The sequence below is a fragment of the Vibrio sp. 1874 genome (assembly GCF_033344395.1).
Classification (GTDB): Bacteria; Pseudomonadota; Gammaproteobacteria; order Enterobacterales; family Vibrionaceae; genus Vibrio; species Vibrio alginolyticus.
Genome location: NZ_JAWPOR010000030.1, coordinates 1 through 16,647, shown reverse-complemented (window position 1 = coordinate 16,647; position 16,647 = coordinate 1). Strand labels below are relative to the sequence as shown.

The 16,647-nt window shown below is 40.7% G+C and carries 21 protein-coding genes and 1 pseudogene; 5 read left to right on the top strand and 17 right to left on the bottom strand.

The genetic code is table 11. The features are described from left to right. Nucleotides 1-197 precede the first annotated feature (197 nt). The 8 genes from R8N46_RS23830 to R8N46_RS23795 all read right to left on the bottom strand — a co-directional run bounded on the left by R8N46_RS23830 (nucleotide 198) and on the right by R8N46_RS23795 (nucleotide 4,264). Nucleotides 198-539 carry an SH3 domain-containing protein gene (locus R8N46_RS23830; protein ID WP_042523465.1) on the bottom strand — a complete coding sequence of 114 codons (342 nt, stop codon included), beginning with the start codon at nucleotides 537-539 and terminating at the stop codon, nucleotides 198-200. A 134-nt stretch (nucleotides 540-673) separates the two neighbouring features. Next, nucleotides 674-931 (bottom strand): DUF2442 domain-containing protein, encoded by a 258-nt coding sequence (locus tag R8N46_RS23825; RefSeq protein WP_104975404.1) that lies wholly within the window; start codon nucleotides 929-931, stop codon nucleotides 674-676. After that, nucleotides 909-1,091, bottom strand: a complete 183-nt coding sequence (locus R8N46_RS23820) for a hypothetical protein (RefSeq protein WP_213972577.1) — start codon at nucleotides 1,089-1,091, stop codon at nucleotides 909-911. Before R8N46_RS23820 ends, R8N46_RS23825 begins: the two co-directional genes overlap by 23 nt. Then, nucleotides 1,081-1,212, bottom strand: a complete 132-nt coding sequence (locus R8N46_RS23815) for a DUF4160 domain-containing protein (protein ID WP_213972576.1) — start codon at nucleotides 1,210-1,212, stop codon at nucleotides 1,081-1,083. The genes R8N46_RS23820 and R8N46_RS23815 overlap by 11 nt, the downstream gene beginning before the upstream one ends. 225 nt (nucleotides 1,213-1,437) lie before the next feature. Beyond that, nucleotides 1,438-1,914 (bottom strand): hypothetical protein, encoded by a 477-nt coding sequence (locus tag R8N46_RS23810; protein WP_181881295.1) that lies wholly within the window; start codon nucleotides 1,912-1,914, stop codon nucleotides 1,438-1,440. Nucleotides 1,915-2,824: 910 nt separating this feature from the next. Beyond that, nucleotides 2,825-3,184 (bottom strand): STAS/SEC14 domain-containing protein, encoded by a 360-nt coding sequence (locus tag R8N46_RS23805; protein ID WP_213972578.1) that lies wholly within the window; start codon nucleotides 3,182-3,184, stop codon nucleotides 2,825-2,827. A 244-nt stretch (nucleotides 3,185-3,428) separates the two neighbouring features. After that, nucleotides 3,429-3,719 carry a hypothetical protein gene (locus tag R8N46_RS23800; protein ID WP_042523463.1) on the bottom strand — a complete coding sequence of 97 codons (291 nt, stop codon included), beginning with the start codon at nucleotides 3,717-3,719 and terminating at the stop codon, nucleotides 3,429-3,431. Between the two features lie 146 nt (nucleotides 3,720-3,865). Further along, on the bottom strand, nucleotides 3,866-4,264 hold the full coding sequence (locus tag R8N46_RS23795; protein ID WP_042524338.1) for an SMI1/KNR4 family protein: 399 nt from the start codon (nucleotides 4,262-4,264) through the stop codon (nucleotides 3,866-3,868). Nucleotides 4,265-4,430: 166 nt separating this feature from the next. Here R8N46_RS23795 and R8N46_RS23790 point away from each other — a divergent pair, with 166 nt between their 5' ends. Continuing rightward, nucleotides 4,431-4,715 (top strand): type II toxin-antitoxin system RelB/DinJ family antitoxin, encoded by a 285-nt coding sequence (locus tag R8N46_RS23790; protein WP_005398409.1) that lies wholly within the window; start codon nucleotides 4,431-4,433, stop codon nucleotides 4,713-4,715. Next, the gene (locus R8N46_RS23785) at nucleotides 4,712-4,990 is read left to right on the top strand and encodes a type II toxin-antitoxin system mRNA interferase toxin, RelE/StbE family (protein WP_005398411.1); all 279 of its coding nucleotides are present in this window, start codon (nucleotides 4,712-4,714) and stop codon (nucleotides 4,988-4,990) included. The genes R8N46_RS23790 and R8N46_RS23785 overlap by 4 nt, the downstream gene beginning before the upstream one ends. A 136-nt stretch (nucleotides 4,991-5,126) precedes the next feature. Here the strand turns inward: R8N46_RS23785 and R8N46_RS23780 are convergent, their stop codons facing one another. The 5 genes from R8N46_RS23780 to R8N46_RS23760 form a co-directional block, all read right to left on the bottom strand. Further along, nucleotides 5,127-5,663, bottom strand: a complete 537-nt coding sequence (locus tag R8N46_RS23780; protein WP_104975413.1) for a nucleotidyltransferase family protein — start codon at nucleotides 5,661-5,663, stop codon at nucleotides 5,127-5,129. A 144-nt stretch (nucleotides 5,664-5,807) separates the two neighbouring features. Next, complete coding sequence (locus tag R8N46_RS23775) at nucleotides 5,808-6,356, bottom strand: hypothetical protein (protein ID WP_104979317.1); 549 nt, start codon at nucleotides 6,354-6,356, stop codon at nucleotides 5,808-5,810. 149 nt (nucleotides 6,357-6,505) lie between these two features. Further along, nucleotides 6,506-6,868, bottom strand: coding sequence for a hypothetical protein (locus R8N46_RS23770; protein ID WP_147289565.1), 363 nt, complete (start codon nucleotides 6,866-6,868; stop codon nucleotides 6,506-6,508). A 90-nt stretch (nucleotides 6,869-6,958) separates the two neighbouring features. Further along, nucleotides 6,959-7,468, bottom strand: coding sequence for a DUF4145 domain-containing protein (locus R8N46_RS23765; RefSeq protein ID WP_104979320.1), 510 nt, complete (start codon nucleotides 7,466-7,468; stop codon nucleotides 6,959-6,961). Nucleotides 7,469-8,151: 683 nt separating this feature from the next. Continuing rightward, complete coding sequence (locus R8N46_RS23760; RefSeq protein WP_104979324.1) at nucleotides 8,152-9,150, bottom strand: alpha/beta hydrolase family protein; 999 nt, start codon at nucleotides 9,148-9,150, stop codon at nucleotides 8,152-8,154. A 1,334-nt stretch (nucleotides 9,151-10,484) separates the two neighbouring features. Here R8N46_RS23760 and R8N46_RS23755 point away from each other — a divergent pair. Further along, nucleotides 10,485-10,769: pseudogene (locus R8N46_RS23755) on the top strand (PAAR domain-containing protein); the annotation flags it as partial. An 872-nt stretch (nucleotides 10,770-11,641) separates the two neighbouring features. After that, the gene (locus tag R8N46_RS23750; RefSeq protein WP_017191342.1) at nucleotides 11,642-12,151 is read left to right on the top strand and encodes a hypothetical protein; all 510 of its coding nucleotides are present in this window, start codon (nucleotides 11,642-11,644) and stop codon (nucleotides 12,149-12,151) included. A 199-nt stretch (nucleotides 12,152-12,350) separates the two neighbouring features. Here R8N46_RS23750 and R8N46_RS23745 read toward each other — a convergent pair whose 3' ends face one another. From R8N46_RS23745 to R8N46_RS23725, 3 genes are all read right to left on the bottom strand, one after another. Then, nucleotides 12,351-12,989 carry a class I SAM-dependent methyltransferase gene (locus R8N46_RS23745; protein WP_104979327.1) on the bottom strand — a complete coding sequence of 213 codons (639 nt, stop codon included), beginning with the start codon at nucleotides 12,987-12,989 and terminating at the stop codon, nucleotides 12,351-12,353. Nucleotides 12,990-13,607: 618 nt separating this feature from the next. After that, complete coding sequence (locus tag R8N46_RS23735; RefSeq protein WP_115386057.1) at nucleotides 13,608-13,949, bottom strand: hypothetical protein; 342 nt, start codon at nucleotides 13,947-13,949, stop codon at nucleotides 13,608-13,610. 618 nt (nucleotides 13,950-14,567) lie between these two features. Then, entirely contained in the window at nucleotides 14,568-14,867 is a 300-nt protein-coding gene (locus R8N46_RS23725) for a hypothetical protein (RefSeq protein ID WP_053350298.1), read from the bottom strand. Nucleotides 14,868-15,237: 370 nt separating this feature from the next. Between R8N46_RS23725 and R8N46_RS23720 the strand changes: the two genes are divergently transcribed. Then, nucleotides 15,238-15,621 carry a hypothetical protein gene (locus R8N46_RS23720; RefSeq protein ID WP_136977030.1) on the top strand — a complete coding sequence of 128 codons (384 nt, stop codon included), beginning with the start codon at nucleotides 15,238-15,240 and terminating at the stop codon, nucleotides 15,619-15,621. Between the two features lie 200 nt (nucleotides 15,622-15,821). Here the strand turns inward: R8N46_RS23720 and R8N46_RS23715 are convergent, their stop codons facing one another. Beyond that, entirely contained in the window at nucleotides 15,822-16,559 is a 738-nt protein-coding gene (locus R8N46_RS23715) for an FRG domain-containing protein (RefSeq protein ID WP_104979331.1), read from the bottom strand. Nucleotides 16,560-16,647 lie beyond the last annotated feature (88 nt).

Sequence of the window (16,647 nt, the reverse complement as noted above, 5' to 3'; positions counted from 1 at the left end):
AATCCACTCCTTTTCTGTTAACTGAAGCTAGATTCACGCCAAGATACTACCCACTAGTCTATCGTTTGTCTCATGTCACCTAACGCCAAATTAAGGTGTGAACAACGCTAACACCTTACCTAAAGCATTGTGCCATAAACACTAAACTGGCTTGAAGCGAAAGCGCCGAGCGTTGTGAATCACTCTTAAATTTATTGTTATGTACGTTGTACCGAACGCACTGGTACCCAACCGACTTCACCCGTTGACCTCGAAACTCGATACCACTCATTGAGTTCGAATAGCACTGACAGTTTTTCGCCAATGACAGTATTAAGCTCAACATTGTCATAGTCTTCAAGCAAGATACCTTCAGAGCTTCCTTCAATCTTTTCGATATATTGAACTGGAGCCCAACCCCGCTCTCCTTCGACACTGGTTATAAAGACCCAGTTGGGAAACTCATCGTCAATTGTACCTAGAGCTACTTTGTCGCCTCGCTTCAAATAAAACGGATTGGGATATTCTGAGTCGTGTTTTTCAGTAGTAACAACTTCCATATTTTCTCCAAAGTACATAACGCCCTGTTAAGGTGTGAGCAACGCAATACCTAAGCCACCGCATAACACCTTAAACACTAAACGCAACGCATAGCCAAAATGCTATGCGTTGCGAATCACTCTTAAACCGTTTGTTATAAACTCGATTTACAGCTTATTTTGTATAGATGTTCAACAGGAAAGATCATTGTGTAGTCGTCCCAGTTTAAGTTTCCATCAAGCAAATCAAACTGCAAAAAGCGAGAGATGTCTTTATATACATCGTAATCAGGATGGCCAACACTAAAGATGAATGGAGCAAAATCAACGATTGAAACGTGATTATCACTAAACTCTATTTCTAAAATATGACCCGTAACATGTGTAACTTTAACCACTGATAGTTCTGACATTTTTTACCTTCTTCGTAATTGTAGTTGGACTTACATGCTTTTTCTTAACAAAATAGTCAATCCACTTTTCTACAGTATCATCGGCATAACAGTTTACAAACTCTTCAAACTCACGCTTCTTTTTGCTCTCTAATCCTGCACCTTTATCCTTAACGGCCATTTTTCAAGTGAATTTCCGCTTTAGACTCTTTACCTTGAAACTTACCATGAATATGAATTGGCTCATGTTCGTTACTATAAAAGAACAATATAATCCCTAAGTACTCATAAATTTTCGGCATGCACACCTCCTTGAAATGAAAGTGCATTTTCATGCATGCTGTTGATTATTGAGTGTGATTTAAGTGTGAACGTATCTAAACTTCGAGCCGTGCCAGTGTTTATAACGCCTTGTTAAGGTGTGAGGCACGTAATACCAAAGCCTCCGCAAACCACCTTAAACACAAAACGCAACGCATAGCAAAAATGCCACGCGTTACGAATCACTCTTAAACAGTTTGTTATACCTAAATTCTACGAATTTCCGTACGCATCTGAGTCATTAGCAACTTAGACTGCACCTGAATATCTGATGATATATCATTCAGTTTCGCCAAATATTCTTCTTGGATTGAAGTTTGCTGATGTAGGACTATTTCCGTCAATTTACCCATGAATTCATGTGCTGTATTCATTGATAATTCAGTCAAATCTTCCAACTGTTGAAAAGTACCAAGCATCTCGTCGGTTGCAATCAGCTTTAACCTATTAGACTCTGACTTTAATTTGAAAAAGTCTTCTCCTCCTTCGTGCATGATAAGTGAAATTTGTTGGCTAAACCACACTAACACTTCACGAGTTTTCTCTTGGTTGTTTTCAGCCGAAGCTGCCATAAAATTATTAAGGTATTGATCGAAAATAGGTTGCATGCGCCCCATTATTTCACTTTGATTTTTCTTTCCAAACTGATCCAAACTGATCCAAACTAGCAACATAGTTGGCATACTCAGTGGCTTTCAAGTCAAAGACTTTTAAGCGCCTTTCAGCATCAAACCTTAAGTCTTGTTCTAGCCTTTTGAGTTGCCTTTCATGCCATAATTTAAATAGAAATGCGAATACGATCCAACCCGCATTGATCAACCCAAAAAGCCAAAAAGCCAAAAAGCCAAACATAGTATTGTGGGTCTTTTTGAATAATTTCGTAAATACTGCTCATTTGCTTCCTTAGGTATAACGCCCTGCTAAGGGGTGAGCAATGCAATACCAAAACCGCCGCATACCACCTTAATCACTAAAATCAACGCATAGTGAAAATGCCACGCGTTGCGAATCCCTCTTGAGCAGTTTGTTAGTTTGCAGACCCAAAACGTTGATTTTACGTTATTTTAAACTTTGCAAACAACAAACTTTATGTGCCTTGTCGCACTTAAGTCAGGCCTAGTCTCAAAGCGGCTACTCAATGAAACCACGTGGAACAAACAACGCCGCAGAAAACAAACTCACAACACCAAAAAGCACTTTTGGAAAACCAATCTCACAATGCGGACTTTCAACAAAGTCACTGAAACCTCGTGAACTTACCACACCAGAGAAAACGTCATTTCAGCGAGTAAATCGGCTTTTGTACCAACAAACTCAACGAGCAGATTTTCAGCAAAAAAGTTCAACTCAGTGACCCCAAAAGTCGCCGCACCAAAGAACAAATCTACCCTTGAAACGATGCCAACTTTGGATTTTTACCTCGCTAGTTAACACTGAAAGCCGATACGACAATTTCAACTCTGCGCTATAACGCCGCGTTAAGGGGCAGCAACGCGCTACCACCAAACTTCAATTTACCACCATAAAAACACATACCAAAACTTGAGCCAAATTCGCCACGCGTTGACTGTCCCTCTTGAACGCTTTGTTATGTTACCCCTCTAGCCACTTGATTGCGGAGTCATATTCATTAAATGATTGCATTTCCCCTGATATAAACCAGCCACCAACTTTCGAGGCTAACTCTTGCCAGTGTTTATCACCGTAAATTGCTACTTTTTCGAATTTAGGACCGATTTTCAAACCCAGCTGAAAATCATCCCAAGCTGCACGAAGCTCCCAACCTGAAAACTCTGAAATATCTACAAGCACTTTGACATGCTGCCCCTTAACTCCTGCTAAAGCTGATTCTAATACGGGCGCGATTGCTTGATAATCTTCGTAAGTGAGCTTCCCTACTGCCTTGAAGACAAGGAAGAATTCTGAGCCAAATCGCTCTAGCCCTACTGATATACCGTGGCGTTCACTACTCGTAACAGAAACCTCTTAATTACGTATGTTTATAAAGAGTAAGAGAACTCAGCAAACTAATACGAGAGCTAGGCATCAATATTGGGACTCTGTTCGCTTGGGTAACATAACGCCGCGTTAAGTGGTGAACAACGCCGACCACAAAACATAAACCATTGTACCTTAAACACTTAACCTGACTGGAGCTGAAATCGCCAAGCGTTGTGAATCCGTCTTAAACGCTTTGTTAAGTGTATTTTGACTCCACATATCCTTTGAGAGTGTTTACACCAAAAAACACCGTAATCATACCGAAAACTATCGGTACTAAATAAAACACCCAACCAATTGAATTTATGATTGCTATATTCGTAGGTGAACCAGATTCAACCCCATTTAGCACTCCAACAGCGAATTTTACTGCAAACAACGTAAGTACAATAAACAATATTGTGGCAAAAAGGCTCACCTGCCAAAACTGCTTACTCAAATCAACCAGTTCATTAAACACATGTTCTATCAAAGATTTCCTTGCCAATTTAGTCTCCTTACTTGTAAATACACTTAACGCCGCATTAAGGTGTGAGCAACGCTACCACCATGCCTAAACCATTACATCGTAAACACAAAATCCAACGCAGATACAAAAATGCCAAGCGTTGGGAATCACTCTTAAATGCTTTGTTATGCATTTAGTCGTTCTTCGGGTGAAAAACTATCGTTCACAAACTTTAAGAATTCACAGCTTATAATTTTCGCTTGCTCCCAACCTAAATCACTAGAATCAACGACATAAAAACCACATATAACACCACCTGCAATTCTGGCCACGCAAATATTTCCATTACCATCTAAGCAAATTGGCATTGCGCCAGGCATATCGTGCTTTACCCCATAAATATCTTCGCCGTATATCTCCGACAAAGAGAAGAACTGTAACTCTTTGAACCCAAAATAGACTATAGGGCCATCGCTAACACTCCACCAATTCAACATACTTTCAGGAAGAGTTATTTGAAATATAGTTTCTAACTTGTGTATTTCTTCCTGATTTGCGCCTACAGGTCTATCTATAAATTCCATGAATCCCCCTGATGCATAACGCCGCATTAAGGTGTGAGCGACGCTTGGCGATACTTGAGCGAAGCGAAAACGCCAAGCGTTGCGAATCACTCTTAAATTGTTTGTTAGTTGCCCATCTCAAAGCCTAGTGCTAACATTTGTACACACACCAACAAAGGAATACATCATGGACACTAGAATTCAATTTCGTGTTGATGAAGAAACAAAACGCCTAGCTCAACAAATGGCTGAAAGCCAAGGTCGAACTCTAAGTGATGCTTGCCGTGAACTTACTGAGCAACTCGCTGAACAACAAAGAAAAACATTATCTCACGATGCATGGCTAACTGAACAAGTAAACCTAGCATTTGAGAAGTTTGACTCAGGAAAATCCGTTTTCGTTGAGCACCAAACTGCTAAGTCTCGAATGGAAGAGCGCAAAGCCAGAATCCGTAATCGAGGTAAGCAATGATTTTATGGGAAGAAGAGTCACTTAATGATCGTGAAAAGATCTTCGAGTTTCTCTATGACTTTAACCCTGATGCGGCAGAAAAAACTGACAACCTTATTGAAGCAAAAGTAGAAAACTTGCTTGAACAACCTTTAATGGGTGTACAACGAGATGGCATCCGCGGACGATTGCTCATTATTCCTGAGATTTCGATGATTGTCTCTTACTGGGTCGAGGGCGATATCATCCGAGTTATGCGTGTACTCCACCAAAAACAAAAATTTCCTACAGATTGATTGCTTCCTCTGGGGAACTAACGCCGCGTTAAGTAATGAGCGACGCCTACACCTAACCTAAACCATTACACCGTAAACACAAAACCCAATTTGAACCAAGAATGTCATGCGTTGCGAATCTGCCTTAAACGCTTTGTTATGGCGCAATTCTCAAAGATGGCCACCGAACTAGCCACCCTTTTGAACTTACACGATTTTCAAAGGTTTCTCGTAACCTTTTAGGATTATGTGTGACCCAGTAACTAAATAGGGATTCAAAGCCAAAAGCAGCCATACACTCATACTGATTTGACCCGATTTGACGAACAGCAACCGCTGTTTCTTTTTCTGGCCAGTAACTCATTGCATCCAACGAACTTTGATAAGGTTCATCACCATTACGCTCATTCATTGTCGCTTGATTACGCACTTGCCAGTTAAGCTTGGGCATGCGAGCTTTAAGAAGTACTTCGTAATCCAAGTGGACATTGGAGTTAGATTCTGTCGGATCAAAGTAGATTACATCGACGTCATTTAAAGGAGTCGGTTCGTTGAAATCATGCAGTGAATCCCAAACTAAATTTCGAACGAAACCTGCTGCAATATAGCATTGAGGCAAATCTAATTGGGACACATGATAAAGTGCCTCAACTCTGATTGGGTCTTGCCTTATTAACTCTACGATTTTGTCCATTTTCGCCCTGCGCCATAACGCCCAATTAAGGGGTGAGCAACGCTACCGCCCAACCTAAAGCATTGTACCGTAACAACTAAATTTGAAGTAGATGCAAAAATGCCAAGCGTTGGGAATCTCTCTTAAATTGTTTGTTATACGATTTTACTCACCCCAACCTTCTGTATGCTCTTTTGTGAGCAGAGGGATGATACTTGGTTCCATATCATTACGTAAATTTGCCACATACGAGAGCAATTTTAGCGACATACTTTCAAATACCTCTAGCTGTTCGAGGTCTAAACAAACCGAACTTCTATTTCTAACAGGTTGAAGCATTTGCGTTTCGCCAAAGCTATGAATGACAAACTTTATATCAATAGCCTGAGAATCTGAATGTGCTATGAGCTGATTCCGGCGTTGGATTAAGAATTTATGTAAACTCAGTTCCTCAGACGACAACACTTTCAAAGCAGAATTTGTTAAATCGGGGACTTTGGACTTGTTTCGAGAGTCATTGCCAGAGAATGGTTTGCAATAGGAGATTATCATTGCATTAGTTAACGCTGACAGTACAAGAAAGTTGTTGTCGATGTCAGAATAAAGATTACTTTTCTTAATATGAGAAACAATATCATGCGCCTCTTTAAAGTCTGCAAATGAGATAGCAATGCGCTTAAACTGTCTCAACAACCCATCATTCTTTCTATTCACCAAAACCTCTAGTTTTCCGAATCGTATAACGCCGCGTTAAGTAGTGAGCAACGCTACCACTGAACTTAACCATACCGCTGTAAACACTAAAGCCGACTAAAACCAAAAATGCCACGCGTTGCGAATCTGCCTTAAACGCTTTGTTATATTTATTTTACGCGATATACGTTTTTAAGATGCCAATCAGCTGTTATACCTTGATGATTGGTTACAGATGCAATACTAGCGATTATGCTACAGTTAACCTCGACATTTTGCTCATTTAGTTTGAACATATCTTCGTTAGATAAATCAACAATTACGTACTGACCAACAGACAGATCAAGCAAACTAATTTCCATTGGGTCTTCAGTATCGATATCAGCTACGACAAATAGACCTGTCCTTTCAACCTGTGCATCGCTATCTGCAATTGCAATATCTTCACCAAATTCACTCGCCATGAAATACCTTAATTTTATGGTAAATTCTTCTGTGTTGAGTGTATCGCCAAAAGAAGTCCGATCTGCCATTTGGCGAGCAAAGTCTTCTATTACGCTAGTAGTTAAAGTACCTAGTTTGTATTTGCCATTGAAGGAAGAAAACAGTTCTTTATAAATTGATTATAGATCGTTAATGCAAGAAGCAGCTTCAATTTTTAGGTCATCACGCTTTTGAGACTTAAATCCCTCATTGAAGTGCAAACAGTTATTCCTAATCTTACGAATTTTATCAAACTTGCTGTGTACAGAAGAAGAAATTATTCCTAATTCGTTAAGCTTATTTATTCGATCAAACTGAGAATGGTTGGTGAGTTTTTGGTGTCCCTGTTTTTCAGCAAAGTACCTACATAGATCTTCACTTGCGACTCCAACTAAAGCGATAGTACTGAAGTAAGCACCAAGAGAATAAGATAGCTCAGCTTCTTTAATTAAGCGGATGAAGTCACCAGTTTCATCAACGACTCTGATATTCTCTATTTCCCACTTTCTTTCTACAATGTTATCGATTTCTGAATTAATCCACTGTTGGAATGAATGTTTATATGCTGCTTTATCTCGCTCGATTAGATCACTTGTTTCTGTGATATTGAATTTCTTATAGTCAAATTTTGTACAGTCAAAATATCTCATAACTCACCAATAAATATAACGCCCAATTAAGGGGTGAGTAACGCAACACCAATGTCACCGCAAACCACCTTAATCACTAAAATTAACGCATAGTAAAAATGCCACGCGTTACGAATCCCTCTTGAATTGTTTGTTAGTACGCTACCCTTGAAGCCTTTGGTACACGCCAAGATGTTGAAATATAGCACGAAATTCATGAATTAAAACGCTGAAACCAAACGGACAACTACAAAACTGGAAACCAACTTCAAAACGCAAGTTGGGTAGAAGAAAAATACACAAAACCGCCTTCATTCCACCGCTTTCAAATTAACAAAGAATACGATCACCGAACTCAACCACAGCGACAATGAAACTACATTTTTGATGGTAAAATCAACAACATCAAAGAAGCCACAACAAAGAAATAGCCAAAAAGTTAGAAACCGTAAACGGTAAATTCACAGCGAACACTCCGCATATAGTGCCACCGGAGCGGACGTGAGAGGCACATTTAGTCAGGTGTAAATTTGGGAAAAGAAACCAATAAACATCAAGACGTTTGACCTTTGATCCCAACCCAGTGCTAACGCCCTGTTAAGGGGTGAGCAACGCAATACCGAGGCCGCCGCATACCACCTTAAACACTAAAACCAACGCATAGTGAAAATGCCACGCGTTGCGAATCACTCTTAAACAGTTTGTTATATTTTTGATTTCAGTGGACTCAATACCTCAAGCAACCTTTGATGAATTGAGCTTCGATCGACGTTACCAGTTTCTTGGCAAACAAAAGCTGCTCCCTCTTCTGCCAATATTTCAACAGCTTGAGGCTTACAAACTTGCATAAAACTAAAGTGCGAAGCACCTTTGATTTCTTTGTAAGAAAGGTTGCTTAGGCTGGTATTTATATACGGAGTAATTTGTAATTTGGGCGGGATAGTCTTGTCCAATTCAGCACCAACTATTACAGTCTTTGCCGACAAAGTATCTAACGATTTGGGTAATATCGCAGGCACGTAACCTGGCGCGATAGCAACTGCATTTGTTATCCGTTTATCTCTGTAATCGCCTGAGATCATAAGGCGTTCCTGTTGTGAAAGATCATTGAATGCATTGCTGTAATAATCGCATGATGCATCATTGTACTGATTACAGTATTCCTGATACCCCTTAATATCGAATTTTGCGCCTGCTAATGCTAATGCTGTGTAACCACCCAAAGAGTAACCGATGACAGTTATATTATCTTTGTCTACATATTGAGCGTAATCACTTGATAGTATCTGATCAACAAGGAAGGAGACATCTCTAGGCTGATCCCACATTCTAAGGACACTCTCAGGCGTAGCTTGACCTGTTGTATAACTAGGATGATTTGCTGAAACGACAAAAGCACCTTTCTCAGCTAACTCGCTCCCAAGCCATGATAGATTTTTCCAATTACCCGATGTTCCGTGAACTAGGATGTACAATGGAAAATCCCTACCCTTTGGGATTGCTGATTTAGCAGCCTTAAACCCATAGAAGGCTATGTTTTCAGCGAAAATAGTTTCAGGTGCGGTCATAGTTGTTGGGTAAAAGAGCTTAGCCTCAATGAGCCTATCCCTTTCATTATCTTGGTAATTATCTTCGGCAATGCCTATAGTCGCCATGCTTGCCGAACTGAAGCAGCATAAAGAGGCTAAAATTATTCTTTTCATATTTTCCTTTATCCACTGACGTAAAACAAAAATATAACGCCGCATTAAGGGGTGAACAACGCATTCCACCCAACCTAAACCATTGTGCCGTAAACACTTAAGCTAATTCAAACCAAAACTGCCTAGCGTTGTGAATCCCTCGTGAATGCTTTGTTAGTTGCCAAGCCTAAAGCTTTGATTTGAAGTTAAATGCAGCTTTGCCAACACTAGTTTTATGTGTTTTGAAAAACTCAAATCAGGCGCAGTTTCAAAGCGCTTGTCACTGAAACCACTTGGAAAAAACAACGCCGTAGAAAACGGACTAACAACACAAAAAACTTCTTTGGAAAGACAATGTCACAGAACTGACTTTCAACAAATGAATCAGCTTCTGAAACGGCAAACTAGAAAAGGGAGAATCACAATTTCCGCAAACCAAAGCCCAAAAATTCAAAACACAAAACCGAGCCAAATACACACAGACATTAACCCTAAACATTCTGCTTTAGTTGCGTTTTTCTCGTTGGCAACTAACACCCTGCTAAGGGGTGAGCAACGCAATACAAAAGCCGCCGCAAACCACCTTAATCACTAAATTCAACGCATAGTAAAAAATTCCACGCGTTGCGAATCCCTCTTGAGCAGTTTGTTAGTTTGCAAACCCAAAGCGTTGATTTTACGTTATTTTAAACTTTGCAAACAATAAACTTTATGTGTTTTGATGCAATCAAGTCAGGCGTAGTCTCAAAGCGACTACTCAATGAAACCACTTGGAACAAACAACACCGCAGAAAACGAACTCACAACACCAAAAAGCGCTTTTGGAAAACTAATCTCACAATGCGGATTTTCAACAAACTCACTGAAACCACGTGAACTTTCCACACCAGAGAAAACGCCACTTCAGCGGGTAAATCGGCTTTTGTACCAACAAACTCAACGAGCAGAGTTTCAGCAAAAAAGTTTAACTCAGTTAACCCAAAAATCGCCGCATTAAAGAACAAATCAACCGTTGAAACGATGCCAATTTTGGATTTTCACCACGCTAGTTAACACTGAAATTGAACGCCGATATGACAATTTCGACTTTGAGCTTTTACCACTAGATCATGCGGTATAGCTGCGTTTTTCCTCTTGCAAACTAACGCCCTGTTAAGGTGTGAGCAACGCAATACCGATGCTGCCGCATACCACCTTAAACACTAAAAACAACGCATGGTAAAAATGCCACGCGTTGCGAATCACTCTTAAACAGTTTGTTAGGTGATTTGCTTCCAAATATTACACCAGCCAAAGAAGATAGTTTCCTTACAAAGGCTAAGATATGCAACCTAACCCACAAAAAGGATGTTTTCATGGGAAAACCCGCTGCAACATTAACATCAATGCACGTCTGCCCCAAGGTTACTGCTAAAGTTCCGCATGTGGGAGGCCCTGTAGTCGCTGGCTCACCCAATGTAAAAATTGGCGGTCTACCAGCTGCTCGTAAAGGCGACCGCCTCATCTGTGTCGGTCCCCCTGATTCCATAAGCCAAGGATCTGGCTCCGTATTTATTAACGGTAAACCAGCAGCAAGAATGGGAGACTCGACCAGTCACGGAGGCAAGATTGTCATTGGCAACCCCACTGTCTTAATCGGTGACAAATATCGAGCCGATAAACAACCACCGCCCAAAACTTATGAAGAAGCGAAGCAGCGCTTGGCGGAAGCTAAGTCTTATGTCGATGCCGCTCGTGAAGGTGGTGCAGCATTACCGGGTTCACCTTACACCACTGCGGATAAAAGAGAAGTGGTTGCAAAGGGCTTGGATGAGCGTTTCTTATTTCGAGTGGTCGAATCAGAATGGACTGGGGACAAGGGCTATATTGGACCACCCTCAGAAGGAAAGGCCAGACGATATTGGACTACCACTTTTACACAAGCAGAGCATGGTGATACTGATCCAGAAGCAATATGCAAAGCAGTCGGGCGAGACTATGACCCAACATGCGATTACACCATACTTTTGATTGACCATGAAAAAGCCGCCGAACTCGGTGATATGGTCAGTTTTATCCCTACATACGGAGAGATGGGAAAACACGCAAAGACACAACTCGGTAGCGAATTTTCAGACAGCCTTGATTTAATTGAACCATGTTTGACTCCAGAGTTCAGTCGCTATTACGAGCAGGTAAAAGTAACAGCTAAAGAACGCGGCATCGACATTAAGAAACAAGAAGATTTTACTAAATATTGCAAAAAGCTCGACTTTACTACGAACCAGACTGACACGTTGCGAACCCGATACCAAATAGAACAAGGTTTAGGCGCAAACCAAGATTTTCTCGGTAACGGCGTGACTAAGGATTTAAATGTTAAGTATGATACGACGCCTTTTGGCGACATTGATGATGAACTGGAATACGGCCCGCCCGAAACCTTTACGTGGGATAAAAACCCACAAACGCTAGGAGAACTAGAGAACGCAGGAGCCATTATGAGAATTGATATAGGAAACGGAGCAGACAGATGAAGCAGTTTAAAGAAATCAACCCACTCACAGTTGCTCAAGACCCAAACTTGATTGCTACGGTACCGGATGATGAAGAAACAACGAAAAACTTTTACTTTTTATTGGTTGATGACTACATAATCCTTGCTACCGCGAAATACTTTACCGATAAGCTAGACGGCGAAAGCGAATGGCTACACTACCAAATCGAGTTCCCAAAATATGGCTTGCGGTGGTTCTTAGACACCTTAGAAGGTAAGTTTTTCAAAACCGAAGCCGAAGGCGGCTTACCCAAAGGCACATTTAATGACGAAGGGCTTGTAGACGGTGAACGGTTAAAGCTGAGGCGTGCTTTTAATGCAGATGGCAATGGCGGTGGTGGATATGCATTTATAACACTCGACCGAAAAGAACCCGAAAGCGTTTGGTCTAAGTCGTATACCTTTACTGATTCGCTACTGTTTGAGCATGGAATGATAGACACCATGAAGTTGATTGCTAAAAAAATCGACTTAGGACAACTATAACCCCACTAACCTCCGAACCTCAATTTTGTGGTTCGGAGGTTAAGTTATGAGAAATCACTTAACGCCCAATTAAGGTGTGAGGCACGCAATACCGAAGCTGCCGCATACCACCTAAACCACTAAAACCAACGCATAGTAAAAATGCCACGCGTGCCGAATCACTCTTGAACAATTTGTTAGCAGTTTTTTCTACACAAAATTATGCTTTTATCGCATACACCGTTATGTGGTTTGAAGTTTCACGCTCATAGACACTGACATGAAGCACTTGGAACCCTGCTTTCTCTAGTTCAACAACTAGATCACTTTCAGAGGTAACATGACGATATGGACTGCCATCTCTATAAGTTTCATAGCTAATTTCATTTTTAGAGCACAAGCTACTGACAAAAAATACCCCATTTTCAGATAGTGAACGATAAACATGACCCAAAAATATGACTCGATCTGCACCGATAATGCAATGTAAGCAATTACCGTCAATGACAACATCATAACGTTCTGTAAGTTCAAGAGACGCTACCGTTAGGTCCGCTAAATAATAATTACCCTCGACTCCTGTTGCTCTGGCTTTTTCCTTTGCCCATTTAATTGCGGTTGGTGAAATATCTATACCTGCCACCTCAAAGCCTAACTTCTGGAAAGCTCTGCAATGATGTCCTTCACCGCAACCTAGTTCGAGCAGTTTACCTTGCACCGGTCGTTTAAATAGCTCGAGAAAACGCTCAACTAAAACTGCTTTAGACATTCGCTCGTTGCCACCCCAACCTTCCCAGCCAGCTTCGCGAGCTTCAACATACATGTCTTCATGAACTTGGTAGTTTTGTTTCATATTCATCCTTGACTGTTAACGCCCTGTTAAGGGGTGAATAACGCTACCACCCCAGCCTAAACCATTGTGCCGTAAACACTAAAGCTAATTCAAACCAAAACCGCCAAGCGTTGTGAATCCCTCTTGAACAGTTTGTTAGTTGCCAAGCCTAAGGCTTTAACTTGAAGTTGATTGCAGCTTTGCCAACACCGTCTTTGTGTGTTTTGAAAAACTCAAATCAGGCGCAGTTTCAAAGCGCCTGTCACTGAAACCACTTGGAATTTACAACGCCGTAGAAAACGGACTTTGAACACCAAACAAACCTTTTGGAACAACAATGCAGCAGAGCAGACTTTCAACAAGCTATTCAGCGTCTGAAACAGAAAACTCAAACCGTACAAGGAACCAAAGCACGATTATCACAAACCCAGATGACTAGAAATTGAAATACGAAAAATCAGCCAAAAACACACGAACCTTAGCCCTAAATATTTTGTTTTAGCTGCGTTTTTCTCGTTGGCAACTAACGCCCAGTTAAGGGGTGAAGCACGCAATACCTATGTTACTGCATGACACTTCAACACCGAAATCAACGCATACCAAAAATGCCACGCGTGCTGAATCCCTCTTGAACTGTTTGTTAGCTTAAATTATGTAGCACCAAGCTACACCACCCCAAAACAGAATATTCAGAGTCCAAACCATAATACTTTGAACTGGAACCATATGGAAAACTAGCTGGGGACATTCCTTAAGCTCACTTATAGAGAACAGCATTTGAGGCTGAAAATCCCAACTCGTCGCTAAGCAAAAACCTCTTTTGAATCTAGGATGATTCACCAAATATTCTGCGTAGGATGAATAAATTGTCCATAAACCCAAAAAGCCAAATAACTCGATTGCAGAAATCACTTCCAAACTAAATGGCAGTAGTGAAGGACCACCAATGAGCAAAATCGCCGCAAAAAACCATTTTTTGTTTCTCATTACACATCCTTGTTGATGATTTAAGCTAACGCCGCGTTAAGGGGTGAATGCCGCACAAACCAACTTTCCGCAGACCACTTTCATCACCAAAACTCACTGCATACCAAAAATGCCACGCGGCATGAATCCCTCTTGAACGCCTTGTTATGTTTAAGGCTCAAAGGGTTAAGTTTACGAAACCAAGAGCTTAACTCGACTTACCGTTGAAAACCAAAACCAGAAGCTAAAAAACTGAATTAACTCATAAATTCGATTTTACTAACATTGAGTTTTAGCGTGAAAAACCGAAAACTGGAACTCTAACTTTGGAATTGAGAACACTTCACTCTCCTCACCAACACACTGGGTTTCAATGAGGCAACTCTCTGAATTTTTCGCGCCCACGAATAGGAGTCCAGAAAACAGCGCCCAATGAAGTCAACTTGCCGACAAAACCGAAACTAGAAAGCCAAGAAAAGATGCAAGTAACTGATTTTACGTAATTAAACATAACGCCGCATTAAGGTGTGAGCAACGCTACCACGAAACTTAACCAGACCGCCGTAAACACGAAACCCAACGATAGAATGAGAAATGCCAAGCGTTGGGAATCACTCTTAAATGCTTTATTATGCTTAATTAATCGTCGGGGAATGTCATAGCAATTTTTCCCCATTTTTCTTCTTGCTCATCCATGAATAAATCTTCCTGACAAGGATCGTATTTAGGATGGTCACTATCCCAAAAAGGGTATTTCAATAAAGCCTCTAGTCGCCATAATTTCGCCACATTCAAGAGCATCTCGACTTCCCATGGTTCGACAAATATCGTCCCATTATCATGTTTACCTACCAATTTTTCTAACTCGGAAAAATTTTCTTTTTTTGCATATGCCAGAATCTCATCAAAAACTTTCGGTGGCAAAAAATATTCTTTCATAGTTTATACCTTTTGATTAGTATTTATCATTATCTCAGCCAACTCTTCTAACCGCATTTGCAACTCTCTTGCTGGCATTGGTTTTGAAACGTTAAGTAAAGGATGGTCTTTATCTAAATAGTTAAAACACAATCCTTCTGGCAGCTTTTTACCAACACTTAACTTTCAAGCCCGTCCACTAACGGGCTGCTTTCGTAATTTTTCTAAGGAGTCAGCAAAACTAAATGGAAGGAAACCGAGAAGCGACAGCGGTTTCGAACAATGGCTTAAAGTTTTCACAGAAGGAATAACTGCCTGTTTACCTCTTCTTATTTTATTAGCTATTGGCGGCACTATCATTGCCTATGCGGATAAACAAATGGAGTTTAGCTTGGCAAAAATAGCTTTAGCTATGAAGACGATGTTAGGCGAAAACTACGGTTACTACTCACAGTCGTCAGCAGCTATCGCATTGTGTATAGCAAATATACTTTACCTCTGTAGTCCTTCCGACTCTAAAAGAGAAAAAACATTCGACAACACAAGAAACACTATCATGGTGTATTTAGTTGCACTATTTTCATCACTTTTTATACTAGGCTTCTTCGGGCTAGAAAAAGATATTCCAATAATTGCGTGGGTTATTTTTATAGTAGGTTCTTTGTTACAGATTGTTTGCACAGAACTTAACCAAAATGGAAAACACTCTTTTGGAATAATACTATCGTTGGTATTTGGGGTTGTAATTGTGCAACCATGGAAGTGGTTCTCGTAAACCGTTGAAATATTGCCTTTGAGAGACAATGCTAGTGAGTATTCAAAGTCCAACTCACTAGTTCATTTGCCTAACGCCGCATTAAGGTGTGAACAACGCGACCACGAAACTTAACCTTACCACCGTAAACACTGAACTCAACGATGGAATGAAAAATGCCAAGCGTTGAGAATCACTCTTAAATGCTTTGTTAGCTAATATTACAGCGCATATGTTTGTTTGAGGTGGTTCGCTAACCCTCCTTGGTCAGGGAACATTGAAAATTCATCAATACCCAGAAAGCTCAAGTATCGCTTATACTCTTGAGCTTTATCAGGTTGTATATCGATCCTTTTTATTGCATCTGGACATAAAACTTCCAAGGGTTCTTGAGATTTAGTATGAACAGTAAACAAACCTCTTTGGGCTGATATCCTTGAGTTTCCGTGGGGTGGCCTTATTGCATAGGGTATTTCATATTCACAGTTGCCGGCCATAATCTGACTAAAGTTAAATTCTGGCTTACCTCCAATATCAGGGAGATTCGATACATCGTACAAAATTTCGCTGCCGGTAGAAACACCATTTAATTTGTAAGGGTTGAGTAACCAAATGCATGGACTACCAGGGTTTCCTTTCAGTGCAAAATATAGGGCTGTGCCTAAAGAAGAAGTCCAATCTAGCAGTCGCGTCGGAAGTCCATAATGCTGCATATCAAGAACAATATCCCAGTTTGATTTAGTAACTCCACGGCTCAAAGAGGCTGAGCTAGCTTTGTAATTGTAAAACAATGCTCTTTCATAGTCCTGTTTTCCTGAACGATGGAGAGTTGGTAACAATTGATACTCTCGTGAAGAGTGCCCTCGATAAAGTAATTCCCAAGACCCCAATTCAGTTCGTGCTTCCTCAATCTGATCAAAAATTGCTTTCAATATGTTACTCCGTTCTAGTTTATACATGTTAGCTAACTCCTTGCTAAGGTGTGAGTAACGCAATACAAAAGCTACCGCACGGCGCCTTAGTCACCCTAAGCCACTGCATAGTAAA

Excerpts from the sequence above, each read along its gene's own strand:
- R8N46_RS23715 (WP_104979331.1), bottom strand. The coding sequence starts at position 16,559 with ATGTATAAACTAGAACGGAGTAACATATTGAAAGCAATTTTTGATCAG.
- R8N46_RS23770 (WP_147289565.1), bottom strand. The coding sequence starts at position 6,868 with ATGGCAGATCGGACTTCTTTTGGCGATACACTCAACACAGAAGAATTT.
- R8N46_RS23725 (WP_053350298.1), bottom strand. The coding sequence starts at position 14,867 with ATGAAAGAATATTTTTTGCCACCGAAAGTTTTTGATGAGATTCTGGCA.
- R8N46_RS23735 (WP_115386057.1), bottom strand. The coding sequence starts at position 13,949 with ATGAGAAACAAAAAATGGTTTTTTGCGGCGATTTTGCTCATTGGTGGT.
- R8N46_RS23750 (WP_017191342.1), top strand. The coding sequence starts at position 11,642 with ATGAAGCAGTTTAAAGAAATCAACCCACTCACAGTTGCTCAAGACCCA.
- R8N46_RS23810 (WP_181881295.1), bottom strand. The coding sequence starts at position 1,914 with ATGCCAACTATGTTGCTAGTTTGGATCAGTTTGGATCAGTTTGGAAAG.
- R8N46_RS23760 (WP_104979324.1), bottom strand. The coding sequence starts at position 9,150 with ATGAAAAGAATAATTTTAGCCTCTTTATGCTGCTTCAGTTCGGCAAGC.
- R8N46_RS23820 (WP_213972577.1), bottom strand. The coding sequence starts at position 1,091 with ATGGCCGTTAAGGATAAAGGTGCAGGATTAGAGAGCAAAAAGAAGCGT.
- R8N46_RS23790 (WP_005398409.1), top strand. The coding sequence starts at position 4,431 with ATGGACACTAGAATTCAATTTCGTGTTGATGAAGAAACAAAACGCCTA.
- R8N46_RS23765 (WP_104979320.1), bottom strand. The coding sequence starts at position 7,468 with ATGAGATATTTTGACTGTACAAAATTTGACTATAAGAAATTCAATATC.
- R8N46_RS23795 (WP_042524338.1), bottom strand. The coding sequence starts at position 4,264 with ATGGAATTTATAGATAGACCTGTAGGCGCAAATCAGGAAGAAATACAC.
- R8N46_RS23825 (WP_104975404.1), bottom strand. The coding sequence starts at position 931 with ATGTCAGAACTATCAGTGGTTAAAGTTACACATGTTACGGGTCATATT.
- R8N46_RS23815 (WP_213972576.1), bottom strand. The coding sequence starts at position 1,212 with ATGCCGAAAATTTATGAGTACTTAGGGATTATATTGTTCTTTTATAGT.
- R8N46_RS23745 (WP_104979327.1), bottom strand. The coding sequence starts at position 12,989 with ATGAATATGAAACAAAACTACCAAGTTCATGAAGACATGTATGTTGAA.
- R8N46_RS23830 (WP_042523465.1), bottom strand. The coding sequence starts at position 539 with ATGGAAGTTGTTACTACTGAAAAACACGACTCAGAATATCCCAATCCG.
- R8N46_RS23780 (WP_104975413.1), bottom strand. The coding sequence starts at position 5,663 with ATGGACAAAATCGTAGAGTTAATAAGGCAAGACCCAATCAGAGTTGAG.
- R8N46_RS23785 (WP_005398411.1), top strand. The coding sequence starts at position 4,712 with ATGATTTTATGGGAAGAAGAGTCACTTAATGATCGTGAAAAGATCTTC.